Annotated in this window: 16 protein-coding genes and 1 pseudogene; 7 read left to right on the top strand and 10 right to left on the bottom strand. The window is 75.7% G+C overall.

Features of this window, described 5'->3' with window-relative positions; genetic code table 11:
• Position 1: 1 nt before the first annotated feature.
• Both GY42_RS15340 and GY42_RS15335 read right to left on the bottom strand, forming a co-directional pair.
• Positions 2 to 805: an ABC transporter permease gene (locus tag GY42_RS15340; protein WP_046529981.1), complete on the bottom strand. Its 804-nt coding sequence runs from the start codon at positions 803 to 805 to the stop codon at positions 2 to 4.
• Positions 802 to 1,770 (bottom strand): ATP-binding cassette domain-containing protein, encoded by a 969-nt coding sequence (locus GY42_RS15335; protein WP_046529980.1) that lies wholly within the window; start codon positions 1,768 to 1,770, stop codon positions 802 to 804. The genes GY42_RS15340 and GY42_RS15335 overlap by 4 nt, the downstream gene beginning before the upstream one ends.
• 551 nt (positions 1,771 to 2,321) lie before the next feature.
• Between GY42_RS15335 and GY42_RS15330 the strand changes: the two genes are divergently transcribed.
• Positions 2,322 to 3,548 (top strand): MFS transporter, encoded by a 1,227-nt coding sequence (locus tag GY42_RS15330; RefSeq protein WP_236686816.1) that lies wholly within the window; start codon positions 2,322 to 2,324, stop codon positions 3,546 to 3,548.
• 99 nt (positions 3,549 to 3,647) lie between these two features.
• On the opposite strand, the gene GY42_RS15325 is transcribed toward GY42_RS15330, so the two are convergent.
• The 6 genes and pseudogenes from GY42_RS15325 to GY42_RS15300 all read right to left on the bottom strand — a co-directional run bounded on the left by GY42_RS15325 (position 3,648) and on the right by GY42_RS15300 (position 9,675).
• Entirely contained in the window at positions 3,648 to 4,100 is a 453-nt protein-coding gene (locus GY42_RS15325) for a GatB/YqeY domain-containing protein (RefSeq protein WP_046529979.1), read from the bottom strand.
• A 72-nt stretch (positions 4,101 to 4,172) separates the two neighbouring features.
• A complete protein-coding gene (locus GY42_RS15320) occupies positions 4,173 to 5,366 on the bottom strand; it encodes an iron-containing alcohol dehydrogenase (RefSeq protein ID WP_046529978.1) in 1,194 nt (397 codons plus the stop codon).
• Positions 5,367 to 5,620: 254 nt separating this feature from the next.
• Positions 5,621 to 5,967: pseudogene (locus tag GY42_RS15315) on the bottom strand (UBP-type zinc finger domain-containing protein).
• Entirely contained in the window at positions 5,964 to 7,487 is a 1,524-nt protein-coding gene (locus tag GY42_RS15310) for an ATP-binding protein (protein WP_236686815.1), read from the bottom strand. The pseudogene GY42_RS15315 and the gene GY42_RS15310 overlap by 4 nt, the downstream one beginning before the upstream one ends.
• A complete protein-coding gene (locus tag GY42_RS15305; protein ID WP_046531087.1) occupies positions 7,484 to 9,157 on the bottom strand; it encodes an FAD-dependent oxidoreductase in 1,674 nt (557 codons plus the stop codon). Before GY42_RS15305 ends, GY42_RS15310 begins: the two co-directional genes overlap by 4 nt.
• A 149-nt stretch (positions 9,158 to 9,306) precedes the next feature.
• Positions 9,307 to 9,675 carry a VOC family protein gene (locus GY42_RS15300; RefSeq protein WP_046529977.1) on the bottom strand — a complete coding sequence of 123 codons (369 nt, stop codon included), beginning with the start codon at positions 9,673 to 9,675 and terminating at the stop codon, positions 9,307 to 9,309.
• Between the two features lie 64 nt (positions 9,676 to 9,739).
• Here GY42_RS15300 and GY42_RS15295 point away from each other — a divergent pair, with 64 nt between their 5' ends.
• The 5 genes from GY42_RS15295 (at position 9,740) to GY42_RS15275 (ending at position 12,881) form a co-directional block, all read left to right on the top strand.
• Positions 9,740 to 10,192, top strand: coding sequence for a MarR family winged helix-turn-helix transcriptional regulator (locus tag GY42_RS15295; protein ID WP_046529976.1), 453 nt, complete (start codon positions 9,740 to 9,742; stop codon positions 10,190 to 10,192).
• Positions 10,193 to 10,297: 105 nt separating this feature from the next.
• Positions 10,298 to 10,678: a hypothetical protein gene (locus GY42_RS15290; protein ID WP_046529975.1), complete on the top strand. Its 381-nt coding sequence runs from the start codon at positions 10,298 to 10,300 to the stop codon at positions 10,676 to 10,678.
• 85 nt (positions 10,679 to 10,763) lie between these two features.
• On the top strand, positions 10,764 to 11,834 hold the full coding sequence (locus tag GY42_RS15285; RefSeq protein ID WP_082131590.1) for an iron-containing redox enzyme family protein: 1,071 nt from the start codon (positions 10,764 to 10,766) through the stop codon (positions 11,832 to 11,834).
• The gene (locus GY42_RS15280) at positions 11,831 to 12,082 is read left to right on the top strand and encodes a CDGSH iron-sulfur domain-containing protein (RefSeq protein WP_082131761.1); all 252 of its coding nucleotides are present in this window, start codon (positions 11,831 to 11,833) and stop codon (positions 12,080 to 12,082) included. The genes GY42_RS15285 and GY42_RS15280 overlap by 4 nt, the downstream gene beginning before the upstream one ends.
• 154 nt (positions 12,083 to 12,236) lie before the next feature.
• Positions 12,237 to 12,881 carry a PAS and ANTAR domain-containing protein gene (locus tag GY42_RS15275; RefSeq protein WP_052748432.1) on the top strand — a complete coding sequence of 215 codons (645 nt, stop codon included), beginning with the start codon at positions 12,237 to 12,239 and terminating at the stop codon, positions 12,879 to 12,881.
• Between the two features lie 33 nt (positions 12,882 to 12,914).
• Here GY42_RS15275 and GY42_RS15270 read toward each other — a convergent pair whose 3' ends face one another.
• Positions 12,915 to 13,643: a GAF and ANTAR domain-containing protein gene (locus GY42_RS15270; RefSeq protein ID WP_046529972.1), complete on the bottom strand. Its 729-nt coding sequence runs from the start codon at positions 13,641 to 13,643 to the stop codon at positions 12,915 to 12,917.
• A gap of 285 nt (positions 13,644 to 13,928) precedes the next feature.
• Between GY42_RS15270 and GY42_RS15265 the strand changes: the two genes are divergently transcribed.
• Positions 13,929 to 14,312 (top strand): hypothetical protein, encoded by a 384-nt coding sequence (locus tag GY42_RS15265; RefSeq protein WP_046529971.1) that lies wholly within the window; start codon positions 13,929 to 13,931, stop codon positions 14,310 to 14,312.
• A 97-nt stretch (positions 14,313 to 14,409) separates the two neighbouring features.
• Here the strand turns inward: GY42_RS15265 and GY42_RS15260 are convergent, their stop codons facing one another.
• Positions 14,410 to 15,750 (bottom strand): lectin, encoded by a 1,341-nt coding sequence (locus GY42_RS15260; RefSeq protein ID WP_082131589.1) that lies wholly within the window; start codon positions 15,748 to 15,750, stop codon positions 14,410 to 14,412.
• Positions 15,751 to 15,842 lie beyond the last annotated feature (92 nt).

The following is a 15,842-nucleotide window of genomic DNA, read 5'->3' as shown; positions in this document are numbered from 1 at the left end:
GTCAGCGCGACGTGCGGCGGTACCGCGCGATCGCGAGCGGCGCGAACACCACGAGGATCACCACGACGCACAGCAGCGTGTAGAGCGCCGGGTGCTGCATGGACCACGCGTCGGGCACGGCAGCGTTCGGGTTGGTGTTGCCGAACAGCTCGCGGCACGCCTGCGTGAGCGTCGAGACCGGGTTCCACTCCACGACCCGTTGCAGCGGGGCCGGGAAGGACTCGAGCGGCACGAACGCGTTCGACACGAACGTGAGCGGCATGATGACGATGAACGACGCGTTGTTGATGACCTCGACGCTGGGCACGAGGACGCCGACAAGCGCCATGATCCAGCTCACCGCGTACGCGAACACGAGCAGCAGCGCGAACGCGGCGACCGCGTCGACGAACGACCCCCGCACGCGCCACCCGACGAGCAGGCCCGTGAGCGCCATGATCGCGAGCGACAGCACGTTGTAGACGACGTCGGACAGCGTGCGCCCCGCGAGCACGGCCGACTGCGACATCGGCAGCGAGCGGAACCGGTCGATGATGCCCTTCTGCATGTCCTCCGCGATGCCCGCACCCGTGAACGTCGCCCCGAAGACGACGGTCTGCGCGAAGATCCCGGGAATGAGGAACTCGCGGTAGTTCACGCCGTCACCGGGGTCGATCGCACCGCCGAACACGTACGCGAACAGCAGCACGAACATGATGGGCGAGATCAGCACCGCCACGAGGATCTCGGGCACGCGCAGGATCTTGATGAGGTTGCGCTTGGCGACGACGTGCGTGTCGGTCACCGTGCGGGCGAGCGAGCTCATCGCGTCTCCTCCTGGACGTCGTCGGCCGTGCGGCCCGTGAGGGTGAGGAACACGTCGTCGAGCGTCGGGCGCCGCAGCCCCGCCTCGAGGACGGCCACGCCGTCGGCGTCGAGCCGGTCGAGCACGGCGCGCAGCACGCGCGTGCCGTCGGCCACCGCGACCGACAGCGCGCGACCGTCGCCGTCGGCGTGCACGTCGTCGTCCGCGGCCGCGACGGCCGCGAGCGCGGCGCGGGCCGCACCGGAGTCGGCGGCGTCGGCGAGCAGCACCTCGACGCGCTGGCCGCCGACCTGGGCCTTGAGCTGGTCGGCCGTGCCGCGGGCGATCGCACGGCCGTGGTCGATGACGACGATGTCGTCCGCGAGCCGGTCGGCCTCCTCGAGGTACTGCGTCGTGAGCAGCAGCGTCGTGCCCTGGCGCACGAGGTCGGCGATGACGTCCCACATCTGCAGGCGGCTGCGCGGGTCCAGGCCCGTGGTCGGCTCGTCGAGCACCACGACGGGCGGCTCGGCGACGAGCGCGCACGCGAGGTCGAGGCGGCGGCGCATGCCTCCCGAGTACGTCTTGGCCGGGCGTCCGCCGGCGTCCGCCAGGTCGAACCGCCCGAGCAGCGCGTGCGCACGGTCGCGCGCACGGCGCCGCGGGAAGCCGTAGAGGCGCCCGATCATCTCGAGGTTCTCGGCACCCGTGAGGTTCTCGTCGACCGCCGCGTACTGCCCCGACAGCCCGATGCGGCGGCGCGCCTCCTCGGGGTCGCGCAGCACGTCCGCGCCCGCGACCGTCGCGGTCCCCGCGTCGGGGCGCAGCAGCGTGGTGAGGATCCGCACCGCCGTCGTCTTGCCCGCACCGTTGGGCCCCAGCAGGCCCAGCACGGTGCCCTGCGGCACGTCCAGGTCCAGGCCGCGCAGCGCCTCGACCTGGCCGTACCGCTTCACCAGGCCCCGCGCGGTGATGGTCGCCGTCATCGCTCTCCCCGTGGTCGTCGTGACGTGCGTACCGACCGGTGCCGCACCCCGAACTCGTCGGGCCCGCGGCCCTGCGCACGATGGTCGCGCGGACCACCGACACCGACGCGGCGAAAGGCGCTGACAGCGCGGGCCCGGGTGGGTCAGGATGACGACCCCGCGGCGGCGCGGCCCGCCACGGGCGCACCACGGAAGCGCCGCGGACGCGGTGGCACGGCCCGGTGAGTCCCGGCGCCGCCGCAGGTCCGTCACTGCACACCCACCGGCACCGCCGCGCACCACCTCCCGCCCCCACGACCGGCACGCCTGACGCAGCCGCGCCCGCACCGCCACGACCGAGGACGCCCCATGACCACGCCCGCGACCGCACCGCCGCCCGACGACCGACCGCCCACCCGCACCGGCGCCGGGACCGACGCCGACGCCGACGCCCCGGCCGTCGCACCGGACGCGCCGCTCACCGACGCCCCCTCACGGCCGCGGCCCGCCCGCGCTGGCGCCGCGACGTCACGGTCTTCCTCACCGGCCAGACGTTCTCGCTGTTCGGCTCGATGCTCGTGCAGTACGCGATCATGTGGCACCTCACGCTGCAGACGCGCTCGGGCACCGTCATGGCGGTGTACGCCGCCGTCGGGTTCCTGCCGCAGGCCGTCGTGTCGGTGTTCGGCGGCGTGTGGGCCGACCGGCTCGACCGGCGCCGGCTCATCATCGGCGCGGACGCGACGATCGCCGCGACCACGCTCGCGCTCGCCGTGCTCATGCTGTCCGGCTACGACCAGCTGTGGCTGCTGTACGTCGCCGCCGCGATCCGCTCCGCCGGCGCCGGGATCCAGACCCCGGCCGTCAGCTCGCTGCTGCCGCAGATCGTGCCGACCGACAAGCTCATGCGCGTCAACGGGGTCAACGGCACCATCCAGTCGGCCATGATGCTGCTCGCGCCCGCGGTCGCGGCCGGTCTGTACGCGTGGGCGTCGATCGAGGCGATCTTCTTCGTCGACGTCGTCACCGCGCTCGTCGGCATCGGGCTGCTGCTGCTCGTGCCGGTGCCGCGTCTGGTGCGCACCGACCAGGAGGCCGGGGTCCGCGGCTACGTCGCCGACCTCGTGGGCGGGGTCCGGTACGTCGTCACGCACGCGTTCGTGCGGTGGGTGCTGCTGCTGTGGGGCGTCGTGTTCGTGCTGATCGTCGCGCCGTCGTTCCTCACGCCGCTCATGGTCGTGCGGTCGTTCGGCGACGAGGTCTGGAAGCTCACCGCCAACGAGCTGGCGTTCAGCGTCGGCATGACGCTCGGCGGCGTCGCGGTCGCGTGGTGGGGCGGTCTGCGCAACCGCGTGCACATGGTCGTGCTGACGACCCTGCTGTTCGCCGTCCTCAACGTGGGCCTCGGCCTGTCGACGAACATGTGGGTGTTCTTCGGCTTCATGTTCCTCATCGGCCTGGGCGTGCCGTTCTTCTCGACGCCCACGATGACCGTGCTGCAGGAGACGGTCGAGCCCGAGCGGCAGGGCCGCGTGTTCGGGTTCGTCGGCGTCGTCATGGCCGTCGCGATGCCGCTGGGCATGGCGGTGTTCGGGCCGCTCGCGGACCGGCACTCCGTCGAGTCGCTCCTGGTCGCCGCGGGCGTCGCGCTGCTCGTGGTGGTCGTCGTCAGCGTCGCGCTGCCGTCGGGCCGGCGCGCGATGGCCGCGGCCGACGCGTCCGACGGCGCCGCACGGCCCGCCCCCGACGGGACCGGCGCGGAGGGGACGCCGGCCGACGCGTCCGCGTCGCAGCGCTGACCGGGCGCGGGAGCGCCCCGTGCGGTGCGGCCCCGAGGGGGTCGCACCGCACGCGGCGTCAGCCGGGGCAGCCGGCCGGGGCTCCGGCCCGGCGGGGCGTCAGCCGGCGAGGCGGGCGCGCACGAGCGCGCTGAGGGCCTTGCCGTCGGCACGGCCCTGCGCGCGGGCCGTCGCCTCCTTCATGACGGCGCCCATGTCCTTCATGCTCGACGCCCTCGTGTCGGCGACGACGGCGTCCACGAGGGCCACGAGCTCGTCCTGCGTGAGCCGGGTCGGCAGGTACTCGTCGACGACGTCGGCCTCGGCGGTCTCGGTCGCGGCACGGTCGGCTGCGCCCGCGTCGGCGTAGATCTGCGCGGACTCGCGGCGCTTCTTGGCCTCGCGCGCCAGGACCGCGAGCACGTCGTCCTCGGTGAGCTCGCGCTCGACGGGCCCGGCCTTCGCCTCGTGGCGCACGGCGCCGATGAGCTGGCGCAGCGTGCTGGTGCGCAGCGCGTCGCGGGCCTTGAGGGCGGTCGTGAGGTCGGCGGTCAGTCGGTCGAGGGTGCTCATGCCCCCATCCTCGCGGTGCGTGCGCGGCGTCGCCTCATGATTCGCGGCGGACGGCGGCCCGAGGTCGCACCGTCACCAGGACGCCGTGACGACGTCCGTCATCTCCTCCACGGTGAGCGTCACGGGGTTGCCGCGCGTGCTGGACGCCGCGAGCGCGTCCGCGACGACGGCCGCCACGTCCTCCTCGGCCAGCCCGAGCGCGCCGAGCCCGGGCACGTCGAGCGCCGTCACGGTCTCGGCGAGCCACGCGACCGCGTCGGCCGCGCGCGCGGCGGGGCGCCCGGTCAGCGCGGCGGCGGCGTCGTCGTACCGCGCGAGCCCGGCCGCACCCGCGTCGCCGAGCCGGCGCAGCGCCGCGACGTTGGCGGCCGTCGTCGCGGCCAGCACCGCGGCGCACACCTGCCCGTGCGGCGCGCCGAGGCGCCCGCCGAGCGCGGCGGCGAGCCCGTGCACGGCACCCAGCTTCGCGTTGGCGAGGGCCATGCCCGAGAGCAGGGCCGCGATCGCCAGGTCGGTGCGCGCGCCGGCGTCGTCGCCGTGGTGGACGGCGCGGACCAGGCTGCGCCCGGCACGCACGAGCCCGTCGCGCGCGAGCGGGTCGGTCAGGGGCGTGGCCTGCGGGGTCGTATACGCCTCGAGGCACTGCGTGAGCGCGTCCGCACCCGACGACGCCGTCAGCGCGGGCGGGCAGCCGAACGTCAGCTCCGGGTCGACCACCGCGACGGCGGGCAGCATCGCGCGGCCCCGCAGGCTCGCCTTGACGCCGCGCTCGGGCACGCGCACCGGTGCGTTGGCCGTGACCTCGGCACCCGTCCCGGCCGTCGTCGGCACCGCGACGACGGGCAGCGCACCGTCCGGCAGCGGCAGCCCGCGGCCGACGACCTCCAGGTGGTCCAGCACGTCGGAGTCGCCCGGCACGAGCACGGCCACGCACTTGGCGAGGTCGAGCACCGACCCGCCGCCCCAGCCGACGACGACGTCCGGCCGGACCTCGCGCGCGTGCGCGACCGCCGCGCGCACCGCCTCGACGTCGGGCTCGCCGCGGTGCCGCCACACGTGCGCGTCACGCCCGGCGGTGAGCGCGTCGACGTCGGCCGAGCCGCCCGCGACGACGAGCAGGCGGGGGCGCCGCGACCCGCCGCCGACCCCGCCCGCCGCACCGGCGAGCTCGCCCGCCGCACCGCCGAGCTCGTCGACGAGCCCACCCACCTGCGCAGAGGTCCCCGCCCCCACGACGATCCGGCCGGCGGTCGCGAACGTGCTCATCCCCCGAGGCTAGGCCCGACCGACCCGCCCACGCCGCCCACTGGTCACAACGGCACCCCACCCGGCGACCACTGGTCACAACGGCAGCCCGCCCGGCGACCACTGGTCAGAACGACAGCGGCGCACGCCCAGAACCAGCACCGAACTGACCACTGGTCACAACGGCAGCCCGCCCGGCGACCAGTGGTCTGAACGGGTGCAGCTTGGACCCTGGATCGGCGCCGAAGTGACCAGTGGTCGGCGCGGCGGCGGGGTCAGGCGTGCAGGCGGGACCGCCAGTCCGGGGGGACGCGGTCCGCCGGGCCGGGGCCGGCTGGTCGGCGGGGTGCGCCTGCGGCGGGGCCAGGTCGGGGCCCCGGCCGTACGCGTCGGCCGAGTAGTCCCACCACCAGTCCTCGCCGGGCTCGTAGCTGCGCACCAGCGGGTGCCCGGTGTCGCGCCAGTGGGCGGTCGCGTGCTGCGCGGGCGACGAGTCGCAGCAGCCGACGTGGCCGCACGCGGCGCACCGGCGCAGGTGGAACCACCAGCCGCCGGACGCGTCGCAGTCGACGCAGCCGGGCCCGCTGGGCGGCACGGTCGGGTCGATGGCGGTCTCGCTCATGCGGTCACCTCCGGGTCGGGGCCGGGCACGGCCGCGTCGTCACCCGGCGCGTCGGCCGGGGCGTAGGGCAGGCGCACGACGAACCGTGTGTCGCCCGGTGTCGAGCGCACCGACAGGTCGCCGTGGTGCTTGGTCACGACGATGCGCCACGCGATGTCGAGGCCCAGGCCGGTGCCGGACCCGACGGGCTTGGTCGTGAAGAACGGCTCGAACACGCGGTCGGCGATCTCGGGCGGGATGCCCGGGCCGGTGTCGGCGATCTCGACCTCGAGCCAGTCGTCGACGCGGCGCGTCGTGAGCGTCAGGGTGCCGTGGCCGTCCATGGCCTGCGCGGCGTTGTCGATGAGGTTGGTCCACACCTGGTTGAGCTCGGCGCCGTAGACGTGCACGGGCGGGAGCGTGCGGTCGTAGTCGCGCACGACGTCGACGCCGTCGAGCCGCCGCTCGAGCATCGTGAGCGTCGAGTCGAGCAGCTCGTGCACGTCGAGCGTCTGGTCGGGCGCCCGGCCGATCTGCGAGTACTGCTTGGCGGCGCCGACCAGCGAGGAGATGCGTGAGGTGGCGTCCTCGACGTCGTTCATGAGCTGCTCGGTCTCGAGCGCGTAGGACAGCCACCGCACGGCGCCCTCGAGGATGCCCGGCGCGACGGCGTCGGCGACGCGGTCGAGCCACGGCGGGTCGAGCCGCGCGGTGACGAACGTCGGCGCGAGGTCCCACCCGCCGGCGATGCCGTGCGCGTCGAGCCAGTCGGCGACCGCGTCCTCGGCGTCGGTGCGCTGCAGCGCCGTCGGCGGCGGCGGGGCCCCGGGCGCGCGGGACTTCGCGAGCGCCTCGACGGCCTGCTCCTGCAGGTCGACGAGCGTGCCGAGCGTCGTCGCGTCGTAGGGCCCGTCGGCGATCATCGCGAGCTTGTGCCGCATGCCCGCGACGCGCTCGCGCAGCGCCGCGGTCGCGCGGTTCGCGGCCGCCGCGGGGTTGTTGAGCTCGTGCGTGAGGCCCGCCGACAACGCACCGAGCGCGAGCAGCCGCTCGCGCTGCCCCACCGCCTGCTGCGTGGTCCGCTGCCCGACGAACAGCCCCTCCAGCAGGTGCACGGCCATCGGGAACCACGACGTCATGAGCTGGGCGAAGTCCGGGGCGGGCAGCGCGTAGAACCGCGACGGCGCGAGCACCCGCATGGTCTGCGAGTAGCGCTGCGGCGTCCGGTCGCCCAGGTAGGCGGCGGTCGCACCGCCGTACACGCCGCGCTGCGACGTGCGGGACACCTCGACGTCGTCGGTGCCGACGCGCCGCGACATCGCGACCGTCCCCTCAAGCAGCACGTAGAACCAGCGCGCGGGCTCGCCCTCGGCGTACAGCGGTCCGGGCTCGCGGTGCTCGACGTGCCCGTGCCGGCACAGCCAGCGCAGCTGGTCGTCGTCGAGCGCCTCGAACAGGAAGAGGGTCCGCAGCTCCTCGACGTCGCAGGGCAGCGCGCCGTCGGGCGGGGACGCGCGCAGGTCGTCGGCGGGTGCGCTCACAGCTGCTCCAGGTACCGGTGGACGAGCATGACGGCCATCGCGCCCTCGCCCACGGCGGACGCGACGCGCTTGGCGGACTCGGCGCGCACGTCGCCGGCCGCGAACACCCCCGGGACGCTGGTCTCGAGGTGGTAGGGCGGGCGGTCCAGCGGCCAGCCGGCCGGGGGGCGCCCGTCGACGAGGAGGTCGGGGCCCGAGCGGACGAACCCGCGCGGGTCGCGGTCGAGCGTGCCGTCGAGCCACGCGGTGAGGGGCGCCGCGCCGATGAACACGAACAGGTAGCCGGTGTCGACGGTCTGCTTGTCGCCCGTCGCGGCGTCGCGCAGCACGACCTGCTCGAGGTGCTCGTCGCCGATCGCCTCGACGACCTCGGTGCCGGTGCGCACCCGGATGCGGGGGTGCGCCTCGACCTGCTCGACGAGGTAGTGCGACATCGACGCGCGCAGGTCGCCCGCGCGCACCACGAGGGTCACGGACCGCGCGTCGCGCGCGAGGTACATCGCGGCCTGCCCGGCCGAGTTGGCGCCGCCGACGACGTACACGTCCTGGTCGCGGCAGCCGGGCGCCTCGGTGAGCGCCGAACCGTAGAACACGCCGCGGCCCGTGAGCGTGCCCAGGCCCGGGCCGGTGAGCTCGCGGTAGGACACGCCGTTGGCGAGGATCACGCAGTGCGCCGCGAGCGTGCTGCCGTCGGCGAACCGCACCGCGCGGGCCGACCCGTTGACGTCGAGCCCGCACACGTCGCGCGTCATGACGATCTCGGCGCCGAACCGCTGCGCCTGGCGCCGCGCGCGCTCGGTGAGCTGCGCGCCCGAGACCCCGTCGGGGAAGCCCAGGTAGTTCTCGATGCGTGAGCTCTGCCCGGCCTGCCCGCCGGTCGCGGTGCGCTCGACGAGCGCGGTGCGCAGGCCTTCCGACGCGCCGTACAGCGCGGCGCTCAGCCCGGCGGGCCCGCCGCCGACGACCACGAGGTCGTAGAAGTCCTCGGCGGGCTGGACCTCGAGGCCGACGCGCGCGGCGACGGTCGCGTCGTCCGGCTCGACGAGCACGTCGCCGTCGGACGTGACGACGACCGGCAGCCGCGCGTCGTCGACGCCCGCGGCCTCGAGCAGCCGGACGCCCTCGGGCGAGTCGGACGCGAACCAGCGGTACGGCACCTGGTTGCGGGCGAGGAACTCGCGCAGCTGCGACGACCGCGCCGACCACCGGTGCCCCACGACCTTGGGGCCGTGCACGGCCGACGGCGCCGCCGCCCGCCACGCGTCGAGCTGCGCGTCGAGCACCGGGTAGAGCTTCTCCTCGGGCGGGTCCCACGGCTTGAGCAGGTAGTGGTCGAGGTCGACGACGTTGACGGCGTCGATCGCCGCGTCGGTGTCGGCGTACGCGGTGAGCAGCACGCGCCGCGCGGCGGGGAACAGGTCCATCGCCTGCTCGAGGAACTCGATGCCGCTCATGCCGGGCATGCGGTGGTCGGCGAGCAGCACGGCGACCTGCTCGCCGCGCAGCTTGAGCTCGCGGCACACGTCGAGCGCCTCGGCCCCGGACTCGGCCCGTACCACGCGGTACTGCTCGCCGTAGCGGCGGCGCAGGTCGCGCGCGACGGCGCGCGACACCGCGGCGTCGTCGTCGACGGTGACGAGGGCGGGACGGGCTGCTGCGTCTGGTGCCACACGGACCTCCGTGCCGGGCGGGATCGACGGCCACGTCGACGGCCGGTCGGTCGGCCGGCTCGACGGCCACAGTGTGCGCCCGTGGGCCGCGCGTGTCACCCGGTCCGTCCGGCGGAGCGCGCCGCGGGACGCCCCCGCGGCGCGGGTGCTCAGGCGCGGTCGTGGAGGGTCACGTGGTAGCCGTCGGGGTCGGCGAACGTGAACGTCCGGCCGAACGGGCCGTCGAACGGCGCGGTGACGATCCGGTGGCCGTCGGCGACGAGCGCGTCGTGGACCGCCTGGACGTCGGTGGCGTGCAGCCACAGGGCCACGCCGAGGCCGGGCTGGTCGACGGCGGCCAGGTCGAGGCCCGGCAGCGTCTCGCGCAGCGCGAACGCGACGGGCGACGTGGCGAACACGGCCGCGTGCGGCGGGCCGGCGGGCGAGCGGACGAGGCCGAGGTAGCGCTCGTAGAACGCGCGGGCCGCGTCGAGGTCGCTGACCTGCAGGGAGAGGAAGTCGGGGCCGGTGACGGGCACGGTGCACTCCTTGGCGAGAGGTTGTCAGTTTTCTGACATGACGACCGTATGTCAGGATGCTGACATGGGTCAAGACGGCGCCGGCATCGACCTCGACACCTCGCTCGGCTACCTCCTCAAGGAGGCGTCCAGCGCGCTCCGCACCGCGATGGACGACGTGCTGCGCCCGCTCGGCATGAGCGTCACGCACTACGCGTGCCTCGAGCTCCTCGCCCAGCGGCCCGGCGCGTCGAGCGCCGACCTCGCGCGCGGCACCTTCGTGACGCGGCAGACCATGCACGTGCTGCTCCAGGCGCTCGAGCGCGACGGCGAGGTGGTCCGCCCGACGGCGGCGCCGACGGGGCGCGTCCTGCCCGTGCAGCTCACGGCGCACGGCAGGCGACGGCTCGCGCAGGCGAGCGCCGCCGTCCGGACGGTCGAGGACCGGATGCTGTCCGGGCTCACCACGACCGAGCGCGCGGACGCCCTCCGGGTGCTGCGCGCGATGGTCCGCGCGCTGCGCGACACCCCCCGCTGACCCCGGGCGCGTCACGCACGCCAGCGTTTGCGCAGCCCACCGACCTCTCCTACGTTGCGAACGGGTCAAGCCACGGCCCGTCGCACGTCCGAGAGGTCCGGCTCGATGCCCCGGCCGCGCCCCGCTGCGCCACGGCCCGACACCCGCCACGACGGCACGCCCGCACGCTGGTCGTCGCCGGGCGGCAGCGTCGTGCTGCGCCCCGGCGCGCGCCCACGCCTCGAGGTGACGGGCGAGGTCGACGCGGCGCTCGTGGGCCCCGAGGTCATCGCGGCCGTCGCAGCGGCGGCCCCCGCCGGTGCCGACGTGGACCTGTCGCGCGTGACCTTCCTCGACGCGCGCGGCCTGCGGCTCGTGCTCGCGGCGCTGGACGGCGCGGGGACGGGCGGACCGGGCGGCCGCGTGCTGGGCGCCGTGCCGCACGCGGTGCGCACGGTCGCGGACGCCGTCGAGGTGCCGCTGGCGCCCGGGGCCACGGACGCGTGAGCGCTCCGGTGGCGACGCCACCGGCGCAGGGTGACCATGGGGCCACGTCCAGCAGCGGCGTGGCTCGTCGCGAGGAAGAACGCCCATGACCACCGCCACACCGTCGAGGACGACGGGCCCCGCACCGCTGCAGGCGTCCCCCATGCCCCTGCCGACGCCCCGGGGACGGATCGGCGAGGCGCTGCTGCGGCTGCTCACCGGCGCGACGCTCGACCCCGCGCCGCTGCACGCCGCGGTCGCCGCGGCCGTGCCGGGACCGACCCGCTCGTGGCTCGACCACGACGACCTGCAGATCGCCCTGACCTGCATGTACGAGCTGCACCACCAGGGCCTCGAGGGCGTCGACGACGACTGGGAGTGGCACCCGGACGTGCTGGTCGCACGGTCGCTGCTGGAGCGGCGCGTCGAGGCCGAGCTGCGCGAACGCGTGACCGCGCCCGCGCCGGGCGCGACGGCCGCGGACACGGCGGCGACCCTGTTCGCCACGGCCGCCGCGGACGACGCGCCGAGCGTGTCGCGGCACCTCGCGCGCCGCGCGACCCAGCCGCAGGTCGAGGAGTTCCTGGTGCACCGGTCGGTGTACCAGCTCAAGGAGGCCGACCCGCACACGTGGGCGGTGCCGCGCCTCACGGGGGCGCCGAAGGTCGCGCTCGTGGAGATCCAGTCCGACGAGTACGGCGCGGGCGACCCGGCACGTCAGCACGCGGCCCTGTTCGCGGCGGCGATGCGTGGCGTCGGCCTGGACGACACGTACGGCCGGTACGTCGACCACGTCCCCGCGATCACGCTCGCGCACCCCAACGTCATGGCGATGCTCGGCCTCAACCGGCGGCTGCGCGGCGCGATCGTGGGGCACCTCGCGGCGTTCGAGATGACGTCGTCGGTGCCCAACCGGCTGTACGGCAACGGGCTGCGCCGCCTGGGCTTCGGCGACTACGTCACGGAGTACTTCGACGAGCACGTCGAGGCCGACGCCGTGCACGAGCAGATCGCCGCGCGCGACATGGCCGGACGCCTGGTCGAGCAGCAGCCCGCGCTCGGGCCCGACGTCATGTGGGGCGCTGCCGTGTGCCTCGCGCTCGACGGCTGGTGGGCCCGGCACGTGCTGGCGGCGTGGGACGCGGGCGCGTCGTCGCTGCGCCGGCCGGTGCGATGACGGGAGCCGACGAGGGGACGCACGCGGACGCCGGCACCGACGCGCCACGAAGCCGCGGCCCGGTCCGGGTCACGCCGTGCCCCGACGGGCCGCTGCTGGTGCGCGGCCCGCTCGAGCTGGTCGGGCCCGACGGCGTGCCCGTCCCGGTGCGACGTCGGACCGTGGCGCTGTGCCGCTGCGGCGGCACGGCGACCCCGCCGTGGTGCGACGGCACGCACAAGGTCAACGGGTTCCGCGCGCCCGGGTGACGTCACGCACGCCGGGACCCGTCCGGACGCACCCGCACGGGTCCGGACGGGTCCGTATCGACGGTCGTCGTTTGCTTCGTCCGCGAAAGGCACTTAGGTTTCCGTCTCGGGTCAGGACACGGCCCTCCGGTCGTCACACTCGGAGGATCCCCCCGTGTCCGCCCCCTCGCGCGAGACGCGCCACACCTTCCCCCTTCCCCCGGGCACCGCGCTGCTGCGCCACGGCCTGCGCGACGGCACCTGGTGGTGGTCCGACGCGACGTACGAGCTGCACGGCTTCGACGTCGGCGAGGTCGTCCCGACGACCGAGCTCGTGCTCGCGCACGTCCACCCCGACGACCGGCAGGGCTGGCGCAGCGCGCTGCTGGGCACGACGCGGGCCGGCACGTACTCGCACGTGCGGCTGCGGGACGCGCAGGGCCGCACGCGGCACGTGCTCGGGCTCGTGCACCGCGAGGACGACGTGGTCGAGGCCGCGCTGGTCGACGTGAGCGCGGTCGTGCGCTCGGAGGGCGCGCGCGTCGCGACCGAGCAGATCGCGGCGGCCACGACGTCGCGCGCGACGATCGAGCAGGCGAAGGGCATGCTCGCGAGCGCGTTCGCCGTGAACCCCGAGGAGGGGTTCGAGATGCTGCGCCGCGCGTCGATGCAGCACAACGTCACGCTGCGGCGGCTCGCGGAGCTCGTCGTCGAGCGGGCGGCCGCGCGCGGCCGCCCGGTGGCCGAGCTCGCGGACGAGCTCGGGCAGGTGCTCGCGCCGTCGTCGGTCGGCACGGACGAGGCGGTCGCCGACTCGTGACGGGACGCGCGTCGGGTCCGGAGGGCTGGTGCCTCAGCGTCGTGGGACGAACACGCTCTCCGGTTCGCTCCCGCCCACGGCGACCACGACGTCACGCGCGAGGTCGCGGAGCTTGACGTTGCGGCCCTGCGACGCCTGCCGCAGGAGTCGGAGCGCCTCGTCGGGCCCGACCCGGTTCTGCGCCATGACGATGCCGATGGCCTGGTCGATGACGGCGCGGGACTCGAGGGAGGCCCGCAGGTCGGCCGTGGTCTGCGCGAGGTCGACCAGGCGCACGGACCACCCGAGCACGTGCGCGACGCCCGCCGCGTAGCGCTCGCCCAGCACGACGGCGGAGTCCTGCCACTCGAGGTGCCGCTCGCTGTACACGTTGAGCGACACGGACACGTCGGCGCGCGTCGTGACGGGGAACGCGGCGGCCCCGACGAACCCTTCGGCGCGGGCGGCGAGCGCCCACGCGGGCCACCGGCCGTCGGTCTCGACGTCGCGGACCAGCACGGTGCGCCCCTCGTCGGCGGCCGTGAGGCAGGGGCCCGCGTCGCCCGCGTACTCGACCTCGTCGCAGCGCCGCGCGCGCTCGCCCGTGGCGCCGACCGTGCGCGCGTCGCCGTCGCGCCGCAGCGTGACGCTCACCTCGGCCACGCCCGGAAGCGTCGCACGCGCGGACGCGGCGACGGTGTCGACCACGGCCTGCACGTCGGTGGCCTCGCGCACGGCGTCGTGCAGACGGCCCAGCGTGTCGCCGAGCGGCTGGTCCAGCATGTCAGCGCCCCTCCCCGCACCCCGGGGCCTACGGGGGTGCTCGCCGGAAAACCGTAGGCCGGGCGCGTGGCACCCGCGACCGCGGGAGCCACGTCCGGGCCCGACGGCGCGCACCCGGCGTCCCGCCGCGCGCTCGACGGGGTCCGCGGGTAACGTGAGAAGACGGGTCAGGCAGCGGCCCTCCGCTCTCGCGACGGAGGACACCGTGCTGCCGCACTCGCTCGCCTCACCCGCCCGCCCCGCACCGCCCGCGGTGCCCGCCACCCCGCCGTCGGGGGCCGCGCGATGACGCGCCGCTACCTGCCCGAGCCGTGGCGCGTCGTGCCGAGCGACGGCGGCCACGTGACCGTCCGCGTCGAGGGGTACGTCGAGGGCACCGGCACGTTCGTCAAGCCCGACGGCCTGGGGCGCCTGCGCGTCCAGGTGGCCGCGGGTGACGGCACGCTCGACCTGCTCGACCTCGAGGGGCGGCGCATCGGGCACGTCGGCGGCCCGTGGCCGCGCCTGCTGCAGGACGAGCTGCGGCGCTGCGCGCGCGAGGGCGTCACCCCGGTCGTGCGCGCGTCCCTCGTGGGCCCGCGCGGCGAGCGGACCATGTTCGTCATGCTCGCGTGGCCGTCGCAGCGCACCGCCGCGCAGCGCCAGCCCGCGCTCACCGGGCGCCGCTGAGCCGTCCCCGGCCAGGGGCGCGGTGCGCGACGGTCACGGACGACCGCCGCTCATCGCGACCACCCGTGACCGTCGCGACGCAGCACGTCGCCGCGCGTCAGAGCACCCAGCGCTGGTTGGCGGCGCCGTGGCACGACCACACGACGAGCTTCTGCCCGTCGTGGATCGGGTTGCCGCCGTCGGCGTCGAGGCACCGGCCGGACTGCGGGTTGCGCAGGGTCTGCGTCGCCGCGTCGTAGGTCCAGCGCTGGGCGGCCGTGCCGTTGCAGGTCCACAGCTGCACGCGCGTGCCGTCGGCGGTGCCGCCGCCCGCGACGTCGAGGCACCTGCCGAGCGCGCGGATCGTGCCGTCGGCGCCGCGGGTCCACTGCTGCGCGGCGCCGCCGTTGCAGGTGGCGATCTGCGCGGGGTTGCCGTCGTGCGTCTGCCCCCAGGGCACGTCGAGGCAGAGGCGACCGTCGGCGCGGATCGTGCCCGTGCCCGTCGGGAGCGTCCCGCCGCCGGGCGTGCCGGGGTCGCCGCCGCTCGTGGCGCCGTTGTCGGTCACGCGGATCCAGTCGACCTTCATCTGCTGCGGGAAGGTCGTGGTGGCGTCGGGGTACCCGGGCCACTGGCCGCCGACCGCGACGTTGAGGATGAGGAAGAAGGGCTGGTCGAACACCCAGGCGTTCGACCCGACGCTCGCGCGCGTCACGCGGTGGAACTGCTGCCCGTCGACGAACCACGTGATCTCGCCGGGCTTCCAGTCGACCGCGAACGTGTGGAAGTCGTCGGCGTACGACCACCCCTGGGGGTGCATCGCGGACCCGGTGATGCCGGCACCGCCCGAGTACCCGGGTCCGTGCACGGTGCCGTGCACGAGGTGCGGCTCCTTGCCGACGTTCTCCATGACGTCGATCTCGCCCGAGCCGGGCCACGGGGTCTGCGGGAAGGACGCGCCCAGCATCCAGAACGCCGGCCAGATGCCCTGCCCGCGCGGGATCTGGATGCGCGCCTCGACGCGCCCGTAGCGCAGCTCGACCTTGTCGTTCGTGTGCAGGCGGGCCGAGGTGTACGAGCCGTCGGCCTCGCGGCGCGCGGTGAGGACGAGGTTCCCGTCACCGTCGAGGGCCGAGTTGGCGCGCGACGTCGTGTAGTTCTGGAGCTCGGCGTTGCCCCACCCGTTCGCCCCCGTGTCGTACGACCACACGGCGGGGTCGGGGGCCGCACCTGCGGGTCCGTCGAACTCCTGCGACCACAGCACGTCCCCGACGGCGGCGGGTGCGGGCCCGCGCGCGGCGGCGGGCGTCGTGGTCGCCGCGCCCGCGACGGCGAGGGCGAGGGCCGCGAGCAGCGCAGCGGGCCGGGCGACGCGCCGCCCGGCCGGTCGGACGCGCGGCGCCGGCCGGGACGTCGGGGCGGGTGCTGCGGCGTGGGCGGGACGGGCGGGTGGGTGCACGGCGACCTCCGGTGACGGCCGGCCCGCGGGCCGGCAGGGCGACGGTGGTGCCGTGCGCGCGGGCCCTCGCGCTCCCCCGGCCCGACGTCGCC

It is taken from the genome of Cellulomonas sp. FA1 (assembly GCF_000986825.1).
GTDB classification, from domain to species: Bacteria; Actinomycetota; Actinomycetes; order Actinomycetales; family Cellulomonadaceae; genus Cellulomonas; species Cellulomonas iranensis.
Note: the sequence above shows the minus strand (reverse complement) of the source record. Positions and strands in the feature narration are given on the sequence as shown.

Bases quoted from the DNA above. Each gene is read 5' to 3' on its own strand.
- GY42_RS15340 (WP_046529981.1), bottom strand. From the start codon at position 805: ATGAGCTCGCTCGCCCGCACGGTGACCGACACGCACGTCGTCGCCAAG.
- GY42_RS15335 (WP_046529980.1), bottom strand. From the start codon at position 1,770: ATGACGGCGACCATCACCGCGCGGGGCCTGGTGAAGCGGTACGGCCAG.
- GY42_RS15330 (WP_236686816.1), top strand. From the start codon at position 2,322: ATGCTCGTGCAGTACGCGATCATGTGGCACCTCACGCTGCAGACGCGC.
- GY42_RS15325 (WP_046529979.1), bottom strand. From the start codon at position 4,100: ATGAGCACCCTCGACCGACTGACCGCCGACCTCACGACCGCCCTCAAG.
- GY42_RS15320 (WP_046529978.1), bottom strand. From the start codon at position 5,366: ATGAGCACGTTCGCGACCGCCGGCCGGATCGTCGTGGGGGCGGGGACC.
- GY42_RS15295 (WP_046529976.1), top strand. From the start codon at position 9,740: ATGGGTCAAGACGGCGCCGGCATCGACCTCGACACCTCGCTCGGCTAC.
- GY42_RS15290 (WP_046529975.1), top strand. From the start codon at position 10,298: ATGCCCCGGCCGCGCCCCGCTGCGCCACGGCCCGACACCCGCCACGAC.
- GY42_RS15285 (WP_082131590.1), top strand. From the start codon at position 10,764: ATGACCACCGCCACACCGTCGAGGACGACGGGCCCCGCACCGCTGCAG.
- GY42_RS15280 (WP_082131761.1), top strand. From the start codon at position 11,831: ATGACGGGAGCCGACGAGGGGACGCACGCGGACGCCGGCACCGACGCG.
- GY42_RS15270 (WP_046529972.1), bottom strand. From the start codon at position 13,643: ATGCTGGACCAGCCGCTCGGCGACACGCTGGGCCGTCTGCACGACGCC.
- GY42_RS15265 (WP_046529971.1), top strand. From the start codon at position 13,929: ATGACGCGCCGCTACCTGCCCGAGCCGTGGCGCGTCGTGCCGAGCGAC.